Source organism: Winogradskyella vidalii, assembly GCF_013403955.1.
Lineage (GTDB): Bacteria > Bacteroidota > Bacteroidia > Flavobacteriales > Flavobacteriaceae > Winogradskyella > Winogradskyella vidalii.
The window spans coordinates 355,108-373,297 of sequence record NZ_JABFDG010000004.1 but is presented as its reverse complement, the minus strand read 5'-3'; the positions used below and the strand labels follow the sequence as shown (position 1 = coordinate 373,297).

14 protein-coding genes, 1 tRNA gene and 1 pseudogene are annotated in these 18,190 nt (G+C 34.1%); 9 read left to right on the top strand and 7 right to left on the bottom strand.

Translation table 11 applies throughout. The annotated features are described in order from the left end of the window. From HM982_RS12065 to HM982_RS12045, 5 genes and pseudogenes are all read right to left on the bottom strand, one after another. Nucleotides 1–1,625, bottom strand: a pseudogene (locus HM982_RS12065) (hypothetical protein); the annotation flags it as partial. A 463-nt stretch (nt 1,626–2,088) separates the two neighbouring features. Further along, the gene (locus tag HM982_RS12060; protein ID WP_179353486.1) at nt 2,089–3,582 is read right to left on the bottom strand and encodes an AraC family transcriptional regulator; all 1,494 of its coding nucleotides are present in this window, start codon (nt 3,580–3,582) and stop codon (nt 2,089–2,091) included. Nucleotides 3,583–3,770: 188 nt separating this feature from the next. After that, nucleotides 3,771–3,844, bottom strand: a tRNA-Asn gene (locus HM982_RS12055). A gap of 92 nt (nt 3,845–3,936) precedes the next feature. Then, nucleotides 3,937–5,283, bottom strand: coding sequence for an RIP metalloprotease RseP (gene rseP / locus HM982_RS12050; protein WP_179353485.1), 1,347 nt, complete (start codon nt 5,281–5,283; stop codon nt 3,937–3,939). Nucleotides 5,284–5,377: 94 nt separating this feature from the next. Beyond that, nucleotides 5,378–7,318, bottom strand: a complete 1,941-nt coding sequence (locus HM982_RS12045) for a M1 family aminopeptidase (protein WP_179353484.1) — start codon at nt 7,316–7,318, stop codon at nt 5,378–5,380. An 85-nt stretch (nt 7,319–7,403) separates the two neighbouring features. On the opposite strand from HM982_RS12045, the gene HM982_RS12040 reads away from it, so the two are divergent. The 4 genes from HM982_RS12040 to HM982_RS12025 all read left to right on the top strand — a co-directional run bounded on the left by HM982_RS12040 (nt 7,404) and on the right by HM982_RS12025 (nt 10,718). Continuing rightward, entirely contained in the window at nt 7,404–8,084 is a 681-nt protein-coding gene (locus HM982_RS12040; protein WP_179353483.1) for an SCO family protein, read from the top strand. 164 nt (nt 8,085–8,248) lie between these two features. Further along, nucleotides 8,249–8,476, top strand: a complete 228-nt coding sequence (locus HM982_RS12035; RefSeq protein WP_179353482.1) for a FeoA family protein — start codon at nt 8,249–8,251, stop codon at nt 8,474–8,476. After that, the gene (gene feoB / locus HM982_RS12030; RefSeq protein WP_179353481.1) at nt 8,469–10,571 is read left to right on the top strand and encodes a ferrous iron transport protein B; all 2,103 of its coding nucleotides are present in this window, start codon (nt 8,469–8,471) and stop codon (nt 10,569–10,571) included. Before HM982_RS12035 ends, feoB begins: the two co-directional genes overlap by 8 nt. Nucleotides 10,572–10,577: 6 nt before the next feature. Beyond that, the gene (locus tag HM982_RS12025) at nt 10,578–10,718 is read left to right on the top strand and encodes a FeoB-associated Cys-rich membrane protein (RefSeq protein WP_179353480.1); all 141 of its coding nucleotides are present in this window, start codon (nt 10,578–10,580) and stop codon (nt 10,716–10,718) included. A gap of 348 nt (nt 10,719–11,066) precedes the next feature. Here the strand turns inward: HM982_RS12025 and HM982_RS12020 are convergent, their stop codons facing one another. Both HM982_RS12020 and HM982_RS12015 read right to left on the bottom strand, forming a co-directional pair. Further along, nucleotides 11,067–11,873 (bottom strand): DUF6503 family protein, encoded by an 807-nt coding sequence (locus tag HM982_RS12020; RefSeq protein ID WP_179353479.1) that lies wholly within the window; start codon nt 11,871–11,873, stop codon nt 11,067–11,069. A 64-nt stretch (nt 11,874–11,937) separates the two neighbouring features. Then, nucleotides 11,938–12,591 (bottom strand): metal-dependent transcriptional regulator, encoded by a 654-nt coding sequence (locus HM982_RS12015; RefSeq protein ID WP_179353478.1) that lies wholly within the window; start codon nt 12,589–12,591, stop codon nt 11,938–11,940. 104 nt (nt 12,592–12,695) lie between these two features. Between HM982_RS12015 and HM982_RS12010 the strand changes: the two genes are divergently transcribed. From HM982_RS12010 to HM982_RS11990, 5 genes are all read left to right on the top strand, one after another. Then, complete coding sequence (locus tag HM982_RS12010; RefSeq protein ID WP_179353477.1) at nt 12,696–15,050, top strand: TonB-dependent receptor; 2,355 nt, start codon at nt 12,696–12,698, stop codon at nt 15,048–15,050. Nucleotides 15,051–15,061: 11 nt separating this feature from the next. Further along, the gene (locus HM982_RS12005) at nt 15,062–15,538 is read left to right on the top strand and encodes a thioredoxin family protein (RefSeq protein ID WP_179353476.1); all 477 of its coding nucleotides are present in this window, start codon (nt 15,062–15,064) and stop codon (nt 15,536–15,538) included. A 147-nt stretch (nt 15,539–15,685) separates the two neighbouring features. Further along, complete coding sequence (locus HM982_RS12000; RefSeq protein ID WP_179353475.1) at nt 15,686–16,135, top strand: tetratricopeptide repeat protein; 450 nt, start codon at nt 15,686–15,688, stop codon at nt 16,133–16,135. 180 nt (nt 16,136–16,315) lie between these two features. Then, a complete protein-coding gene (locus HM982_RS11995) occupies nt 16,316–17,230 on the top strand; it encodes a metal ABC transporter solute-binding protein, Zn/Mn family (protein ID WP_179353474.1) in 915 nt (304 codons plus the stop codon). Nucleotides 17,231–17,276: 46 nt separating this feature from the next. Then, nucleotides 17,277–18,056, top strand: a complete 780-nt coding sequence (locus HM982_RS11990) for a metal ABC transporter ATP-binding protein (RefSeq protein ID WP_218849827.1) — start codon at nt 17,277–17,279, stop codon at nt 18,054–18,056. Nucleotides 18,057–18,190: the final 134 nt, after the last annotated feature.

Below are 18,190 nucleotides of genomic sequence, written 5' to 3'. Positions count from 1 at the left end.
TTGGTTCCGATTTCTGGGGTTAATCCATCTGCTCCGTCAACACCATCTTCACCATCTGATACAATAACATTATTTGTACCATCGCTTACGGTTACAGTACCATCTCCGTTATCTGTTACCGTTACTGAAGTTCCGTTTGCTCCATCTTGTCCGGCTGAACCTACTAATGCATCTAAAAAGTCTTGTTCCGACCCTGTATTTCCTGCTGCTAACCATTCTTCGTATGCTGAAGCACCATTTTGTCCTCCTGCAACAATACCTGTATCAACTCCTCCAATTACCCAATTATTATTCGCTCCTATTTCTGGAGTTAGTCCATCTGCTCCGTCAACACCATCTTCACCATCTGATACAATAACATTATTTGTACCATCACTTACGGTTACAGTACCATCTCCGTTATCTGTTACCGTTACTGATGTTCCGTTTGCTCCATCTTGTCCGGCTGGACCTACTAATGCATCTAAGAAGTCTTGTACTGATCCTTGATTGCCTGCATTTAACCATTCTTGATATGCTGATGTTCCATCTTGTCCTGCTGGTCCTGCCGATAAACTAATAACAGTTTCATTACCATTTTCATCTCTATACGTAATTGTACCATCTCCGTTATCTTGAATTGAAGTTGTTGTTTCAAGATTACTAATATTTATTACGTTAGCATTACCTTCTTCATCTGTAAATGTAAAAGTGCCATCATTGTTTTCAATAATCGTTGTTAGCGTTTCTAAATTCTCTACGATTTGAGCGAAATCTAATTGCGTAACATCACCATTTTCATCTGTATAATCGATGTGGGTATCATCTGCGTTAAGTGCTAAACTGGTTAGAGTTTCAAGATTATTAATATCTATTATTGTGGCATTGCCTTCTTCATCTAAAAATGTAAAAGTGCCGTCATTGTTTTCAATAATCGTTGTTAATGATTCTAGGTTCTTTACGATTTGAGTAAAGTCTAATTGCGTAACATCACCATTTTCATCTGTATAATCGATGTGGGTATCATCTGCGTTAAGTGCTAAACTGGTTAGAGTTTCTAAATCTCTAATATCTATTACAGTTGTATTTCCTTCTTCATCTGTATATGTAAAAGTACTATCACTAGTAGCTACAATTGTGGTTAAGCTTTCAAAATGTTTAATGGCCTCTTCAAGATTTATACTTGTTACAACTCCATCTTCATCTGTGTAATCTAATGTAAAATCTTCTGTATTAAAACCAAGGTATGTCAAGGTTTCAAATTCAGAAATATTAATTATTTGAACATCACCATTTTCATCAGTATAGGTGAATTCATTATTTTGAACATCCCAAAAAACAATATTATCTGGTAAATCACTCTCAACCATTAATTTATTCCAACGGCCTTGATACCAATAATAATATCCAGGAATAAGTGAAGTTGTCATATTCGTATTATAAACCAATAAGCTCTCAATATTTCCGGCGGTGATTGTGGTTTGATCTGTAACGCTAGTTAATGGAACTTGTGGAATTAACATACCACGATTACCTGATATAATCTCTAACTGAGCTGATGCATTAGGCATATCGGTACCAATACCAACTTGCGAGTAAATAAAATTACCTGTAATTAAGATAAGTAGTAGTAATAGTTTTTTCATGAATTCTGAATTGTTTTGTCTAAAGGCTTAAATACTTCTGTTTTATTTAAAATAAAAGCTATACTGATATATTTGAAAATGGAGAGAGTGCTTCTATTCGCCTTGCAAAATTAGTCTTTGGCACTGAATGTAATATGCTATACAACGACCGTTTTCCGTAAAATGGACAACACGCAAATACTTGACTTTGTGAACTTTAAATTTAAAACTAGAAAAACAACTTAAACATAATTTTTTAGATCGATTGTAATCGCATATAACATCAATTACGATTAATCTTTAAGATACATCACTAAGAAAAGAAAAGTGTTTAAAATAAAATATGACGGTTTTGAAAAAAACAAAGAAGCTGTTTTAAAACCAATTTATGATGTCATTTTGACTATACTTAAAAATCTATAATGTTCTAAAATTAAAGCCATTTTGACTGCGTTCAATACACTAAAGTAGTTTTTTGTATGTTTTATACAACCTCATCTTCTTTTAAATCTTCGATAAATTCCGAAGGAGAAAGTCCTGTAACATTTTTAAAACTGGCAGAGAATTTACTGTGGGAAGAAAAACCAGATTCCTTAGCTAAATAACTAATCTTGTACGTGGAGTATACGTGATTAGTTTTTAACTTTTCGACTATATAATTTACACGTAATTGGTTGATATAACTATTATAATCTGTGTGCTTTTCACAAGTGAGTATATATCTTAAATACTTAGCATTTGTATTTAATTGCCCTATTAGCATTGATAAAGACATATTTTTATTTAAAAAATCATTTGAAGCTTCAAAAGCTTTTAATTTTTTTACAAGTTCTTTGTAGGTTTTTTTAGAGAGAATAACTTCAGTAGATTTAGTATTAGCATTGCCAAAATTAACATTAAGACTTTGTAATATATTTTTTCTGTTATGATACACTCCAATTATGAGCAGAAAGGCTAATACGCCAATTATGATATAAAACTTAGCATTAGAATTATCGTTTTTAGGTTCTTCATTCAGCATATTAAAAGCCCTATTTATTATACGCTTATTTTTAATCTTGTTTTGCGTTAATAAAGCGCTATATTTTTTATTGTAAAAATTAAGACTATCTAAGTCCTGCTTTTGTTTATGATAATCTGCTAAACTTTTATACACCACTTCTCTTAAAGACATGTGGTCATTTTTTTTAGAAATTGCAAAAGCTTTCTGTAAATATATTTTTGTACTGTCTAAATTCTTAGACTGTAAAAACTCTTCTCCCAATCTGCGATATATAACTCCCGCCCATAGGGAGTTTTCCGCTTCAGCTTTATTTATTAACACATTAGCTCTAGAAAAATGTACCAAGGCTTCTTCATCTTTTCCTATGGCCTTATAACAACGTCCAAGCATTTCTTCTACATTAGCAAGATTAAAATATCTCAGCTGTAAATTTTCTTCTTCTTTATATACAAAACTAGACAACTTCAAATAATCAATTGCTTTATCATAATCCTCATCGAGATATTCATATTCTGCCAACTCCCTATAACTTAAAGCCCTATATTTTACAACCTGTTCTTTATCTAATATTGACTCACTAACTTCGATACCTTTATTTATATTTTTTTTTCCTTTATCATAAAAACCAATAAATCGATATTGGGTTGATAAAAAACCATAAATTCTAGATTGTAAACTATAATCGCTCTCTTCTATGGCTATTTTAAGAGCGCGCTGTCCATATTTAATAGCTTCACCTCGCTTTTCTTGTTTCGCTAAAATATCTGCAGTAAGCATGATTGATTTTATCTTTTGCTTAGCATTTTTAGAGTTTATAAAAAGAGAATCTGCTAAATGCAGGGCTTTAATAGGATTCGAAGAGGAAATGTTTATAGCAATGTCATAATATACCGAATTGAATGTATCAGACGAAGTCTCCTTTTGAGAAAAAAGAATAAGCGGAAGTAAAAAAAGACAAAAAAAACATTTTTTCATTAGTATGAATTGAAAAGCACTCTCTTATACAAAAATAAACAAGTCTAATTAAAAGCTTTATTTATTAATACAATCTTATGTTAGAAAATTAATAAATGATTTTTATAGCTAATAAATTAGACGTTTAAAACCAATTAAAATTATTATTAAACACAAAAAAGCCACTACTTTCGTAATGGCTTTGTTTGCTCCTCTTCTAAGACTCGAACTTAGGACCCTCTGATTAACAGTCAGATGCTCTAACCAACTGAGCTAAAGAGGAAGGTTATATTTTCGCGTTAGCGGGTGCAAATATATATGCTTTTTTCATTTCTACAAAACAAAATATTATTTTTTTTGTAAAAAGTGAAAAAATTAATTCGTCACCGCTTTAAAAATGTCATTTCCATTAGCAAATAATACCAGTGCAATTAAAATAAAGAACCCAACCACTTGGGCACGTTCTAAGAACTTTTCACTTGGCTTACGTCCTGAGATAATTTCATACAGTAAAAACACCACATGACCACCATCTAAAGCTGGTATTGGTAATAAGTTAAGTATCGCTAACATGATAGATAAAAATGCCGTTAATCCCCAGAAATAAGGCCAACTCCAAACTGGTGAAAACTGATCGTAAATGGCTTTAAAACCACCTAGACCTTTATAAGCACCTGTACTTGGATTAAAAATGGCGGCTAACTGATCAAAATAGTTGGTAATTGTTTTTGTGAATTTACGCCCACCTGCAGCAAAACTCTCTCCAAATGTGTATTGTTTTCTAGTGACTTCTAAAACACCTAACTCATCAAAACGACTAAAGTTATTCGTCCAAGGGTGTATACCAAATTTCCCGTCAGCATCTAAAGCTAATTCTTCTTTTACAACTGAATTATCTTCCTTAAGCACCTCAACCGTAACCGTCTGATTATTTAAACCTTTAGTAAACTGCTCAACTTGATCAAAATATTTTAACTCCTTACCATTGATACTTTTTATAATATCACCTTGCTTTAAGTTCTTTGATTTGTTTAAAGAAGAATCTGAAACTGCACCGACCATAAAAGGAACACGGTACTCAAAGTTAAGCTTGCTTTTGCTTGAGGAATATTGTCCTAAAAAGTCTTCAGGTAAGTCTATAATTTTTTCTTCTCCATCACGTTCAACCGTAATAGATTGCGCACTGATAAGATTAAACCCAATATCAGAATCATTAACAACTGGCGTGTCATTAATTGCTAACACCTTATCACCGGTTTTAAAACCAATTTCTAATAACGCCGGATTCTCAATCCAGTAGCCATCCTTTAAGCTGTCGACTTTTACATCAGAATCACCATAAGTGAAAGAAACAGCCACATAAATCACGTACGCTAAAATAAAGTTTACGGTAACACCACCAAGCATAATAATTAAACGTTGCCAAGCTGGCTTAGAACGAAACTCCCAAGGCTGTGGTGGCAATGCCATCTGCTCTTTGTCCATGCTTTCATCTATCATACCAGCAATTTTTACATAACCACCAAGTGGTAACCAACCAATACCATAAACGGTATCGCCTATTTTCTTTTTGAAAAGTGAAAATTTAACATCAAAAAAGAGGTAAAATTTTTCAACTTTAGTCTTAAAAAGTTTCGCTGGTATAAAGTGCCCAAGCTCGTGCAAGACAATAAGCAAGGATAAACTAAGTAAGAATTGAGATATTTTTATAATGAATTCCATGTTATTTTTTTCAAATTTCGATTTGCAAAAGTACGGTTTTTATCTCAAAACCATATTCAAAAAAACTTAGCAATTCGTTAAAACTATAGGGTTTCTAAATTTTAATGACCTGTTTGTTAATGATGTGATTCTCTGTATTAATTTTAACAAACAATAATCCTGAAGTTAATTTGCTTATATCAACTTGAAGCCTGCCTGGTTGCTCAAGCAATAATTGCCCTAAACTGTTATATATTTTAATACTTTGAATAGTGATGTGATCTGGTTTTTCAATATGCAATACTGCTGTTGTTGGATTGGGATACACAGTAACTGTCGTATTAATATCATAATCTGAAGTATTTAAGGTGACTGTATTATTTTTTGAAATTAGATGATAATCAGGGTCAAATAAGACCTCATCAACTATAAAGTTTACGCTTTCAGAAAAAGATTCATTATTCATTGTATGGTTTAAAACCAAATCTAAGCTTTCACCTAAAGTCCCTAAAACTCTAATTGGTACTCCGGCTTCAAAAAATGAGACAGAATCATCACTTTGGGATTGCGAAAGCGTCAACTGTAACTGATTGCCAGTTTGATTCCAATTAACTTGATAGGTTGGATAACCTTCATTATAAATCCAATCATCAAAAAATTCCTCTAAATTTTCGCCTGTTGTTAAAGTCATAACATCAATAAAATCTTGTGTTTTAGCATAGTCGAAAGCTATGCCTGGTGTATTTAGATAAGCTTGTAAGCCTTGATAAAAATCGGTATCCCCAATTTTTTGTCGTAGTTGATGCAATACCATAGCCCCTTTATTATAACTCAGTCGGCTACTAAATATTCGATTTATGCTAGTGGTATCTTGGTCGGTAAGATATACAGCGCCATCGGGCTGAGACGTAATACTATTGATGGTTTGTTGTCGCCACGATTTAAAACTAGCGGCACCATCTAAATCTTCAATCACTAATCCGGATAAATAAGTGGCAAAACCTTCGTTTAACCAAATATCTTTCCAACTCCCACAAGTCACTTTATTACCAAACCACTGATGCGCTAGCTCGTGTGCAATAAGTCCTCTGTTATACGAGCCCATAAATGAAACCGTTGTATGCTCCATACCACCACCCCAACCAAATTGCGCATGGCCATATTTTTCGTCCGAAAACGGGTATTCTTCAAAAAGATCCGTAAAAATATTCATAATATCTACTGTCACTTCCGTATTGGCTTCGGCATAAGCTAAATCTTCAGGGTAAACATAGTTTACAATATCAAAAGGGTTACCGTTATTAGGAACTTCGTGTGTATACACTTCATAATTGGTAACAGCAATAGCGATGAGGTAAGCCGGAATGAGATGACGGTGCTTAAAATGTGTTGTTTTTTCAGAGTTTACAACTGTCTGCCCCATTTCTAACCCATTTGAAACGGCCACATAATTTTCGTTTGAAGGGTTAAATTCTGGCGTCGTTATATGTACGTCTATTGAATCTATTTTATCAATTAAATCTTGTTTACAAGGCCACCACCCTTTAGCGCCATAAGGTTCTGAAAGGGTCCAAATTATAGGATCATTATTGCTACCGTGGGTGGTTTGTTCATAAGAACCAAAACCAGAACTTACTGGGTTTCCTGAGTAACTCACCGTTAAAGAATCTAACACACCTAGCGCTTGTGTTTCAGGCAATGTAATTACTAATTCATCTGAAGAATTTTGTGTAAATTCTAAACTATTACCACGTTGCAATACTTGAGAAACCGTCATATTATCAGCGAGATCAAAAGTGATTTCCGTCATCGCTGCTTTAGCTTCAAAATACGTGGTAACGTCACCTGAAATTTGGGCAACTTCTGGATCAATATCTAATTCTAATCGGTGATATTTTACATCGTAATTCCCGGTATTTGCATTTTGGCTGTTTCTCATTTGCAATAGTGCTGTTCTGGCTTCTGTAGCACGAATAGCATTTAAGGTCTTATTGTAGTCTTGCGCATTTAATTGTATGGCAAATACAAGTATTAAACTGCCTAAAATTTGTTTCATAACACGTCCTTTTAATGTTAAAAATAAAGCTTTTATTGAGATTCAATCGTATTTTTGTGATTCAACTGTTTTTAATACACATATAATGTCATTTCTTTCGTTCTTTAAAGGCTATAAAAAATTCGGAATATTTTTTTCAATACTTTCAATTATAATCCTCGCTATTATTTACAATATTTTAAATGTAAAACACCCACTCCCTATTTACCAACCAGGTATGGTTAGCGAAGAATTAGTAGACAGCACCATTCAACACCAATTAAAATATCATAAAATTGCCGATTTTAGCTTAACCAATCAGAATGGTGAAACGATTACACAAAATGACTATAAGGATAAAATCTACGTCGCAGATTTCTTTTTTACCACTTGTCAAACCATTTGCCCAATAATGACCGATCATATGTATCAAATACAAAAGGAAATTATTAGCGATGATGATGTAATGTTACTATCGCATTCTGTTACTCCAAAAATTGACAGTGTGGCTCAATTAAAAAAATACGCTAAAGAAAAAGGTGTTATTGATCGCAAATGGAACTTAGTGACAGGCGATAAAAAACAAATTTACGAACTAGCAAGAAAAAGCTACCTCGCTGTAAAAACTGATGGTAATGGCGATGAATACGATATGATTCATACCGAAAATTTTATGCTCATTGATAAAAAACGTCAAATCAGAGGTTTTTATGATGGTACAAAACCAGAAGATATTGAAAAAATTTTAGAGGATATTGAAACCTTAAAATATTTTGATGGGCATTAAGAGCTATGCACTATGCAAGATTTGGTAAGACACAAGCTTAACATTAAATACAAGTAACAGCACTATAAACTATATCGACGCTATTAAATATTCGTGGTCTTACTTCCCACACTAACAAATTTCTCTTACTTTTGCTTCTTTAAAACAATTCTAAATAAGCAAAGTTGACATTAGCTGAACTAAAACGCGGACAACAAGGCATCATAACCGATGTTTCGTCGATTCATATTCCTTTAAAACTGCTAGAAATGGGCTGTTTGCCCGGCAATACTGTAGAGCTCGTTCAAGTTGCTCCTTTTGCAGATCCGATGTACCTTAACATTAATGGTTCGCATTTAGCTATTAGAAAAGAAACTGCTAGTCATATTCTAATTGAAACTGCCCATGAGTAAGCAGATTAACGTTGCACTAATTGGCAACCCAAACACGGGAAAAACATCCGTTTTTAACGCCTTAACAGGCTTAAATCAGAAAGTTGGTAACTATCCTGGTATTACCGTTGAAAAAAAAGAGGGTGTATGCAAACTTCCACGAGGTGTTAAAGCTCACATTATTGATTTACCTGGAACTTACAGTTTAAATGCTTCTTCCTTAGACGAAAATGTAGTTATAGAACTATTACTAAACAAAAAGGATAAAAACCATCCAGATGTTGCCGTTGTGGTTAGCGATGTTGAAAATTTAAAGCGTAATCTCCTACTTTTTACTCAAATAAAAGATTTAAAAATTCCGACTATTTTAGTGATTAATATGTCTGATAGAATGGCTTACAAAGGCATCACATTAGATATTGCGTGTTTAGAAAAAGAACTAAACACCAAAATTGCCTTAATAAGTACCCGAAAAAATAAAGGGATTCAGGAACTAAAGGAATTAATAACACACTATAAAGAACTCTCTACAGAACCTTGCCTAGATGCTTCTAGCATTGACAGCTCTTATTTTGATAGCTTAAGAAAAGCATTTCCAAACCAACTATTATATAAGCTGTGGTTGGTCATTACTCAAGATGTTAACTTCGGAAAAACAGACCGCCAAACCTTTGAAGCTGTTGAGGATTTTAAAACCAAATCTACCGCAGATTTAAAACGCCTTCAACAAAAAGAAACCATAAAGCGTTACCAGTTTATTAATGAAACGCTTAAAAAAGGACAAACCATTGACCTAAAAACGGCTAAAGATTTACGTATAAAGCTAGACCGCATCTTAACACATAAAGTTTGGGGCTATGTAATTTTTGGAATCATTTTACTGACTATTTTTCAGGCTATATACGACTGGTCTAGTATCCCAATGGATTTTATTGATGGTTCATTTGCTTCGCTGAGCGAGTGGATAAAAAACACTTTACCGCCAGGCGCATTTACGAATCTATTAGCCGAAGGTATTATTTCTGGACTAGGAGGTGTCGTTATTTTTATTCCACAAATTGCATTTTTATTTCTGTTTATATCCATACTTGAAGAAAGCGGCTATATGAGTCGTGTGGTATTTTTAATGGATCGTATAATGCGACGCTTTGGATTGAGCGGAAAAAGTGTTGTGCCTTTAATTTCGGGAACAGCTTGTGCGATTCCGGCAATTATGGCTACCCGTAATATTGAAAGCTGGAAAGAACGTTTAATAACCATTTTAGTAACGCCTTTTACCACTTGTGCAGCAAGATTACCTGTATATCTTATCATCATTGCTTTAGTGATTCCTGAAGGTCGATTTTTAGGATTTATAAGCTACCAAGCCTTAACCTTAATGTTATTATATCTCATTGGCTTTGGTGCCGCTGTAGGTTCGGCTTGGCTATTAAATAAGGTCATGAAGTTTAAGAGCAAGAGTTTCTTTGTGGTAGAAATGCCCAATTATAAAATGCCTTTATTCAAAAATGTCGCCTTGACCGTCTTAGAAAAGACTAAAGCTTTTGTCTTTGGTGCTGGTAAAATTATTTTAGCTATTTCTATCGTACTTTGGTTTTTAGCCTCTTATGGGCCTGGAGATAAATTTAATAACGCCGAAAGCATTGTAACCGAAAAATTTGCCTCTGAAAATCTATCGAAAGATGAACTGAATCAAAAAATAGAATCTCACAAACTAGAACATTCCTTTATTGGTATTGCAGGCCATGCTATTGAACCCGCAATTAGTCCCTTGGGCTACGACTGGAAAATTGGTATTGCCATTGTCAGTTCGTTTGCAGCTAGAGAAGTCTTTGTTGGCACATTAGCCACCATTTACAGTGTGGGTAGCGATGAGGAAGAAACTATTAAAAATAGAATGGCTGGTGAAGTTAATCCTATTTTAGGAGGGCCGTTATTTAACTTTGCTTCCGGAATTTCACTATTGCTATTTTATGCCTTTGCCATGCAATGTATGAGCACACTTGCCATTGTGAGAAAAGAAACCAATTCTTGGAAATGGCCAGTGTATCAATTAGTAATTATGAGTACGTTTGCTTATATTGTAGCATTAGCGGCTTTTCAAATTTTGAAATAAAAACTTATGAATATAATTATTCAAAACATATTAGTTTTTTTAGCACTTGGCTTAGCTTTACTTTTTTTGGCACGAAAATTCTTTTGGTCACCTAAGAAAAAAACAACTAAAGCTTGCGGTGGTGATGACGGTTGTGGATGTCATTAATAAATGCCTTTAAAAAAAGGAATCTCATTCTTAGTTTTATAAAATGAAGATTTTAATTCTAACTTTTCAATTGTAGTCATCCTTGTCAATACTAGTGATTTTAATCGCCTATGTTTTCGACTATAAATCGAATAAATCCACCTTTATTAAAGATTTTATCAGCGGAATTATTCTTTGTGTATCTCTTGCTATTTCAGCTATTGTATTTACTGCATTATTCAATTTAACTATGCTACATGGTGTTTTCTATTTAGGCATAGAAATACTTCTCCTATTTATTTTAAAAGCGTTCATTCAAAATAAAAAAGAATAGTTTTAGCCTATAAAAAGTAACTTATTGAGATAAGCCTACTTTTCAATATAATCTTCTGGAATATTAAAGGTATCCGTATCTGTTGTAATGAACTTAATATTGTTTAAGTCTGCATTACCAATCACCTTTCCTAGCCCATTGGCTTTAGTCCATTCGTAGAAATTCCAAGTATGTGCAATGGGCACACCGTCAATCATTTTATAATTAGAATAACCTATGGCGTGAGGATCAGCTTCAGCAGCTTCTGTAGATTTATTAACCGTTACAATATAAGCGACATACTCAATCCTGTTGTTTTCTGGCTCACTGTAAACAATATACCAATCATCTGGTGCATCTCCAGTGTTAGCTTCAAACGTTAAACGCTGTGCATTAAAGGTTTTGTCATTTAACGGTAACTTTTCAACATCAGACCAAATTGTGCCTTGGTCACTTAATTTATTAGGAAAGAGCAAGAAATACATCCATGTATAAGCATCAAAACGTGCGGCATCAGCATTTTTAAGATCTGGCGAGTGAAATACTTTATCGCCATCATAGTAAATGAATGAACCATCATTCAATTCAATTTTCCCTTTGGTAGAATTGGTTAAGAAAGTCATTTTTCCATTAAGACGCTCATTACCACCAAAACGAATAACCATGTCTAGCTCAATAGCTTCATAAGATAAAAACAGATCTTTTTTAGCAGCTTCTTCAATCATTTCTACAGGCGATAGAACTGCTTCTACTTCAGACACTGTATTTTCCACTTCAACGTTCTCTTTTTTATCACTTTTACAACTTGTTGCAAACACAAAAAGACATACACCAATAACACCCAATTTAAACATATAAGACATCTATTAAAATTTTAAATAATTAAAGTAAAAAACAACCACTTTAGACGAAGTTGTTTTGAAACGCTTACACTTTCTTTAAGTATAAGTTTTTAGCCACACTTTGAGACACTACAATTTCAGAATCACCTAAAGCTAACTTTATAGAATTATCAAAAGGCTCTTTATGTAGCACCTTAACTATAGTGCCAAGCCCAATATTATTACTATCTAAGTATTTTAAAAATTCTGAGGACGTATCATCTACACCAATGCATTTATAAGTAGTCCCTACTTCACCCTTAGCTAAAACAATTTTTTCAATATAGGTGAAGTTCCCTTCCTTATCTGGTATAGGATCCCCATGTGGATCGTAAGTAGGAAAACCCAAAAAAGCATCTAATTCATCTACTAATTTATCAGAATTAATATGCTCTAAATGCTCAGCAACTTCATGAACCTCATCCCAAGAAAAATTTAATTTTTCAACTAAAAAAACTTCCCAAAGTCGATGACGTCTAATCACCTTTACAGCATAAGCGCGTCCAGCATCAGAAAGCGTAGCGCCTTGGTACGGAATATGCGTCAACATATTTTTTTCTGCTAATTTTTTTACCATATCAGTAGCCGATGATGCCTTGGTATTCATCTCCTCCGCTAAGGCATTTGTAGAAACACCATTCTTAAATTCTTGCTCTAAATGATAGATGGCTTTTAGATAATTCTCTTCTGCTAAAGTCACTAGTTTTTAATTTATACAAAGATATATTTTTTTTATTAAAAACATATTTTTAGATTTGCCTAAATTATTAATTATACTACACTAAACAATAAATTAGAAGCCACATGAAATACATTACCCTCATAAGCTTATTTATGGTAACTTTAGTTTCCGCACAACAAGATAAAAGCACAATTTCTGGTCAGATAACAGCTGAAGGAACTCCTGTTCCGTACGCTAGCATCTATGTTAAAAATGGCACCCAAGGAACCGACGCCAACGAAAATGGTGATTATAAAATGACCGTTAAATCTGGTGCAATAACATTGATTGTTAAATCGCAAGGTTACCGCACACAAGAAAAAAAAATCACCTTAGTTGCAGGTACTGATCAAAACATCAATTTTGAATTAACTGAAGATGTACTTGGTTTAGACCAAGTTGTCGTTAGTGCCACAAGAAATCGCATTAGTAAAAAAGAAGCTCCTGTAATCGTTAAGGTATTAAGTCCTAAACTTTTTAATGCCACACAATCTGCAAATTTAGCCGATGGTTTAAGTTACCAGCCAGGAGTACGCTTAGAAACCAATTGTCAAAACTGTGGTTTCACACAAGTACGAATGAACGGTTTAGAAGGACAATACACACAAATTCTAGTAAACAGCCGCCCTGTATTTAGTGCGCTCAATGGCGTGTATGGTTTAGAGCAAATTCCTGTTAGCATAATCGACCGTGTAGAGGTTGTCCGTAGTGGTGGCTCTGCATTATTTGGCTCTAATGCTATTGCAGGTACCGTTAATGTTATTACTAAAGAACCTGTAAATGACAGTTGGGAAATTAACTCCTCTTTAGCATTAATAGATGGCGAAACTGCAGATCGAAGCGTTAATATCAACGGCTCTGTTGTAAGTGAAGATTTAACAAGTGGCGTAACGGTATACGGTATTTTACGTCATCGTGATGCCTATGATGCTAATGGTGATGGTTTTAGTGAAATCACTGAATTAACTAATAACTCTTTAGGAATGAAAACCTTTTTAAAACCTAATGACAATAGTAGAATAGGTTTAGATTTTACCGCTATCAACGAATATAGACGTGGTGGTGATAAATTAGAATTATCTCCTCAATTTACCGATGTTACCGAAGAGCTTGAACACAACACTGTTTTTTCAGGTATAGATTATGAACTTTTTAATGATGAACGTACACAAAATTTAAGTCTTTACTCATCTATACAATATACAGATAGAGGTAGTTACTACGGCGGACTTGGTGGCGGAAGAACCGCAGAAGATTCCATTGCAGCAAATAACGCCTTTGGTAACACTAAAGATTTAGCTTTTGTTGCTGGTGCTAAATTTAACCACACGTTTAGCAACAATGATGTTGTCACCACTGGTGTAGAATATCAATTAAACGACACTGATGATGCTATCATTGGTTATAACCGTCTTGTGGACCAAAAAGTAAACAGCCTTGGTGTGTATGGTCAATATGAGTGGAAACCTACAGATAAATTTTCTGCCCTTGTTGGCGCGCGTTTAGACCATGTAAACGTAGATGGATATTATACCATTGAAGCTATTGAAAGTTCTTCAGATGTTTCTGAAACCGTGATAAGCCCAAGACTAACCTTACTTTACAATTTTACAGATGCCCTTCAATTTAGAGGTGGTTACGCTCGTGGGTTTAGAGCACCTCAAGCATTCAACGAAGATCTTCATATTTCTTCGGTTGGTGGAGAGCAACGTTTCGTCATATTATCAAACGAACTAGAAAGTGAGTATTCAAATGCTTATACAGCCTCTTTTGACTACACCAAAGATTTCAACAAAACACAAACCAACGTATTAGTTGAAGGCTTCTATACCACATTAAAAAACCCTTTTACTATTGTGAGTACAGGCGCATCTTTATCTAACAGCTCTATTTTAGAAGAAACTAGAAATGGCTCTGGTGCTTATGTTGCAGGAGCTAATATTGAATTGAGCGTGTCACCAAGTTCAGAATTGTTTTTCCAAGCCGGTGTAACGTTGCAAAAATCAATATATAAAGAAGACCAAGTACTATTTGAAGCCGATGGCTCTATTACGGGTGAACAAGATGTTATTCTTGATGAATTTGTAAGATCTCCTAATACCTATGGATTTATAACTACTAATTGGCAAATGAGCGAATCATTTAAATTAGATGTTACAGGAAATTATACCGGTTCAATGATTGTACCTCTTGTAGTAAGTGATTCTGGATTTGTAGCCTTAAATGATACTGAATCGTTTGTTGATATGACGACGAAACTAACCTATCATTTTGACCCTATTGAAAACTTTCATATGGAATTAAGTGGTGGTGTTCAAAACCTATTTAACAGCTACCAAAGTGATTTTGATAGTGGTGCAGGAAGAGATTCAACTTACATTTATGGGCCAAACCGACCACGAACATTCTTTATCGGACTTAGATTTGGCGACTTTTAGTCCCTCTTGGTATGAAATATGTATTTTCAATATTAGTATTCCTTCTTGTTTCTCAGATGGTATTGTCTCAGAATGAAAATGAAGCAGAAATTCAGTGGAAAACATGGGCAGAACTAGAAAAAGCAATTGCGCAAGAACCAAAACCAGTATTCATCTATTTTAATGCGGAGTGGTGTGCCTATTGTAAAAAATTAGACCGCGAAGTCTTTACTAAAACAGCGATTATAAAGAAAATAAACAGTGATTACTACGCCTCAAAAATGGATGTTGAATCTTTAGAAACTATTGTTTTTGATGGCGTCACTTTTACCAACAAACAAGCAAAAACAAAACGCAATGGCATACACGAGTTGCCATTGCTTTTAGCATCTCAAGATGGTGAACAAGTAATACTGCCTGCAACGTTAATCTATAATAAAGATTTCGGTATAGAACAACAGGTTTACAATTATTATACCTCTAAGCAATTATTAAATATGCTTAATTAAACCTACTAATGCTACGTTAAACAGTGGCATTAACAGCATAGTAACCAAGTAACTGTTACTATTTTTTTCATATTCTAAGAGTTAGGCCCTGCCGCTTTTTGTAGTAAAAAGCGGTATAGTTGTCTATCAATTAAAAAAAAATTACACATGAGCGATATTTGCCTCAATCATATAGAAAATTACTGGAAGACTAAAACAAAAACGTCCAATAAACTCTTCGAAGAAAAACAATTCACGAAAGCATTAATTGGCTATAAAAATGCGTTATACAGGTCTGAAGTTTTAAATAACTACCCCACAAATTGCAAAGAACTAAAAATTCCTTTTGCTCAAATATATCTCATATCCTGCAATAACCTTATAAACACTTACGAAGCCTTAGAAAACTTATCTGAAGCCGAAAATATGCTAAAACGAAAGATTATTTTTCTTTTGCGTCTTAAAAACTCAAAACACAACGATAAAACTATATTACAATCCGAGTTAAGACGTGCTGCGCTGACATATTTTAATTTTACAGAACAAAAAAAAGACGGGGCAAAACACAAACAAACACAGCTGTACAAAACACTTAAATCTGAACTGAATTCTCAATAATAACATCAGCCAAAACACTTACAGAAACCACAGCCAAGATTTATCACTTTACTACCAAATAATAAGACTGCTTAGACCATTAAGCAAACGCACAAAAAAAATTACTTTTTACAAATTGCTACTAAAGTTTAATGTTAAATATTTCAACATTTAGTATCTTCGTAATAAATATTTAGATATATGAAAAAAATAATTTTCCTATTAGCTATCTCGCTCATTTTTACAGCCTGCAAAGAGGGTTCCAACGCAGATAACGGAAAACTTAATATTGTTACCACAACCACGATGATTACTGATTTAGTACAAAATATAGGTGGTGATTTAATAAACGTACAAGGTTTAATGGGCTCTGGGGTTGATCCTCACCTTTACAAAGCAAGTGAAGGTGATGTATCTAAGCTCGTAAATGCTGATATTATTTTTTATAGCGGTTTACACTTAGAAGGAAAATTAGTAGAAGTACTTGAAAAAATGGAAAGCACCAATAAAACCACCATAGCACTTAGTGATGCCTTAGACAAAAACACCTTAATTGGTTCGGAGTATTTTGCTTCTAATTACGATCCGCATGTATGGTTTGATATTAACTATTTTGAACAATTTGCAGAAAAAGCAGCTGCAGTTTTAGCTGAAAAAGACCCAAAAAATGCTGACACCTACATGGCCAACAAAACAGCTTATATCTTAAAGCTAGAAACCCTTCAAAACACCATAAAAGAAACCATAACCACACTTCCTGAAGAAAAAAGAATCTTAGTCACCGCACATGATGCTTTTAATTATTTTGGAAAAGCTTACGGATTTGAAGTCGTTGGCCTTCAGGGTATTTCTACCGCAACAGAAGCTGGTGTTCAAGATGTTCAAAAATTAGCTAATTTTATTATCGAAAAACAAATCAAAGCCATATTCATAGAAAGCTCGGTTCCAAAACGAACTATTGAAGCCTTACAAGCCTCAGTAAACTCTAGAGGACACGATGTAAAAATAGGGGGCACACTGTATTCTGATGCACTCGGAAACGCCGGAACACTTGAAGGCACTTATCTTGGCATGTTTGAATATAATGTGAATACGATAGTTAATGCACTGAAATAAATTCCTGCGAAGGCAGGAATCTCAAGAAATTTAGTTCAATTTTAAAATGAGAAACGAATCGAAGGAAGATATAAAACCTAGTACCGCTTCCGAAAGAGTGTTTGCCGTAAAAGTAGATGACCTTACGGTTGCCTATAACTACAAACCGGTACTTTGGGATATTGATTTAGAAATTCCAGAAGGCGTACTTATGGCTATAGTTGGCCCAAATGGCGCAGGTAAATCAACCCTAATAAAATCTATTTTAGGCATTTTAAAACCTATTGCTGGTAGTGTTACAATTTACGGAAAGCCTTACGAAAAACAACGCCGATTAGTCGCCTATGTTCCACAAAAAGGGAGTGTCGATTGGGATTTTCCAACCACAGCTTTAGATGTTGTTATGATGGGAACTTATGGCAGTTTGGGCTGGATAAAACGCCCTGGACAAAAGGAAAAGAAAGCCTCCCTAGAAGCCTTAGAAAAAGTAGGCATGCTACCATTTAAAAACAGACAAATTAGTCAACTTTCTGGAGGACAACAACAACGCATTTTCCTAGCTCGTGCTTTGGTGCAAAATGCATCCATCTATTTTATGGACGAACCCTTTCAAGGGGTTGATGCTACTACCGAAATAGCTATTATAAACATTTTAAAAGAATTACGAAGAGCAGGTAAAACCGTCATCGTAGTTCATCATGATTTGCAAACCGTCCCTGAATATTTTGATTGGGTGACCTTTTTAAACGTGAAAAAAATTGCTACAGGCCCTGTAAAAGATATTTTTAATGATGATAACTTAACAAAAACTTATGGTATAAATTACCAAGTGAGTATTCAGGAATAGAAAAATAGTCGCAATCTCAGTTTGCGGTATTTACTGTTACTAATATAAAAAAATGCCGTCATTCCTGCGAAAGCAGGAATCTAAAAAAACAAAGTAAACTATTGCGAAACGGAAGATTACTACTTTCGCAGGAA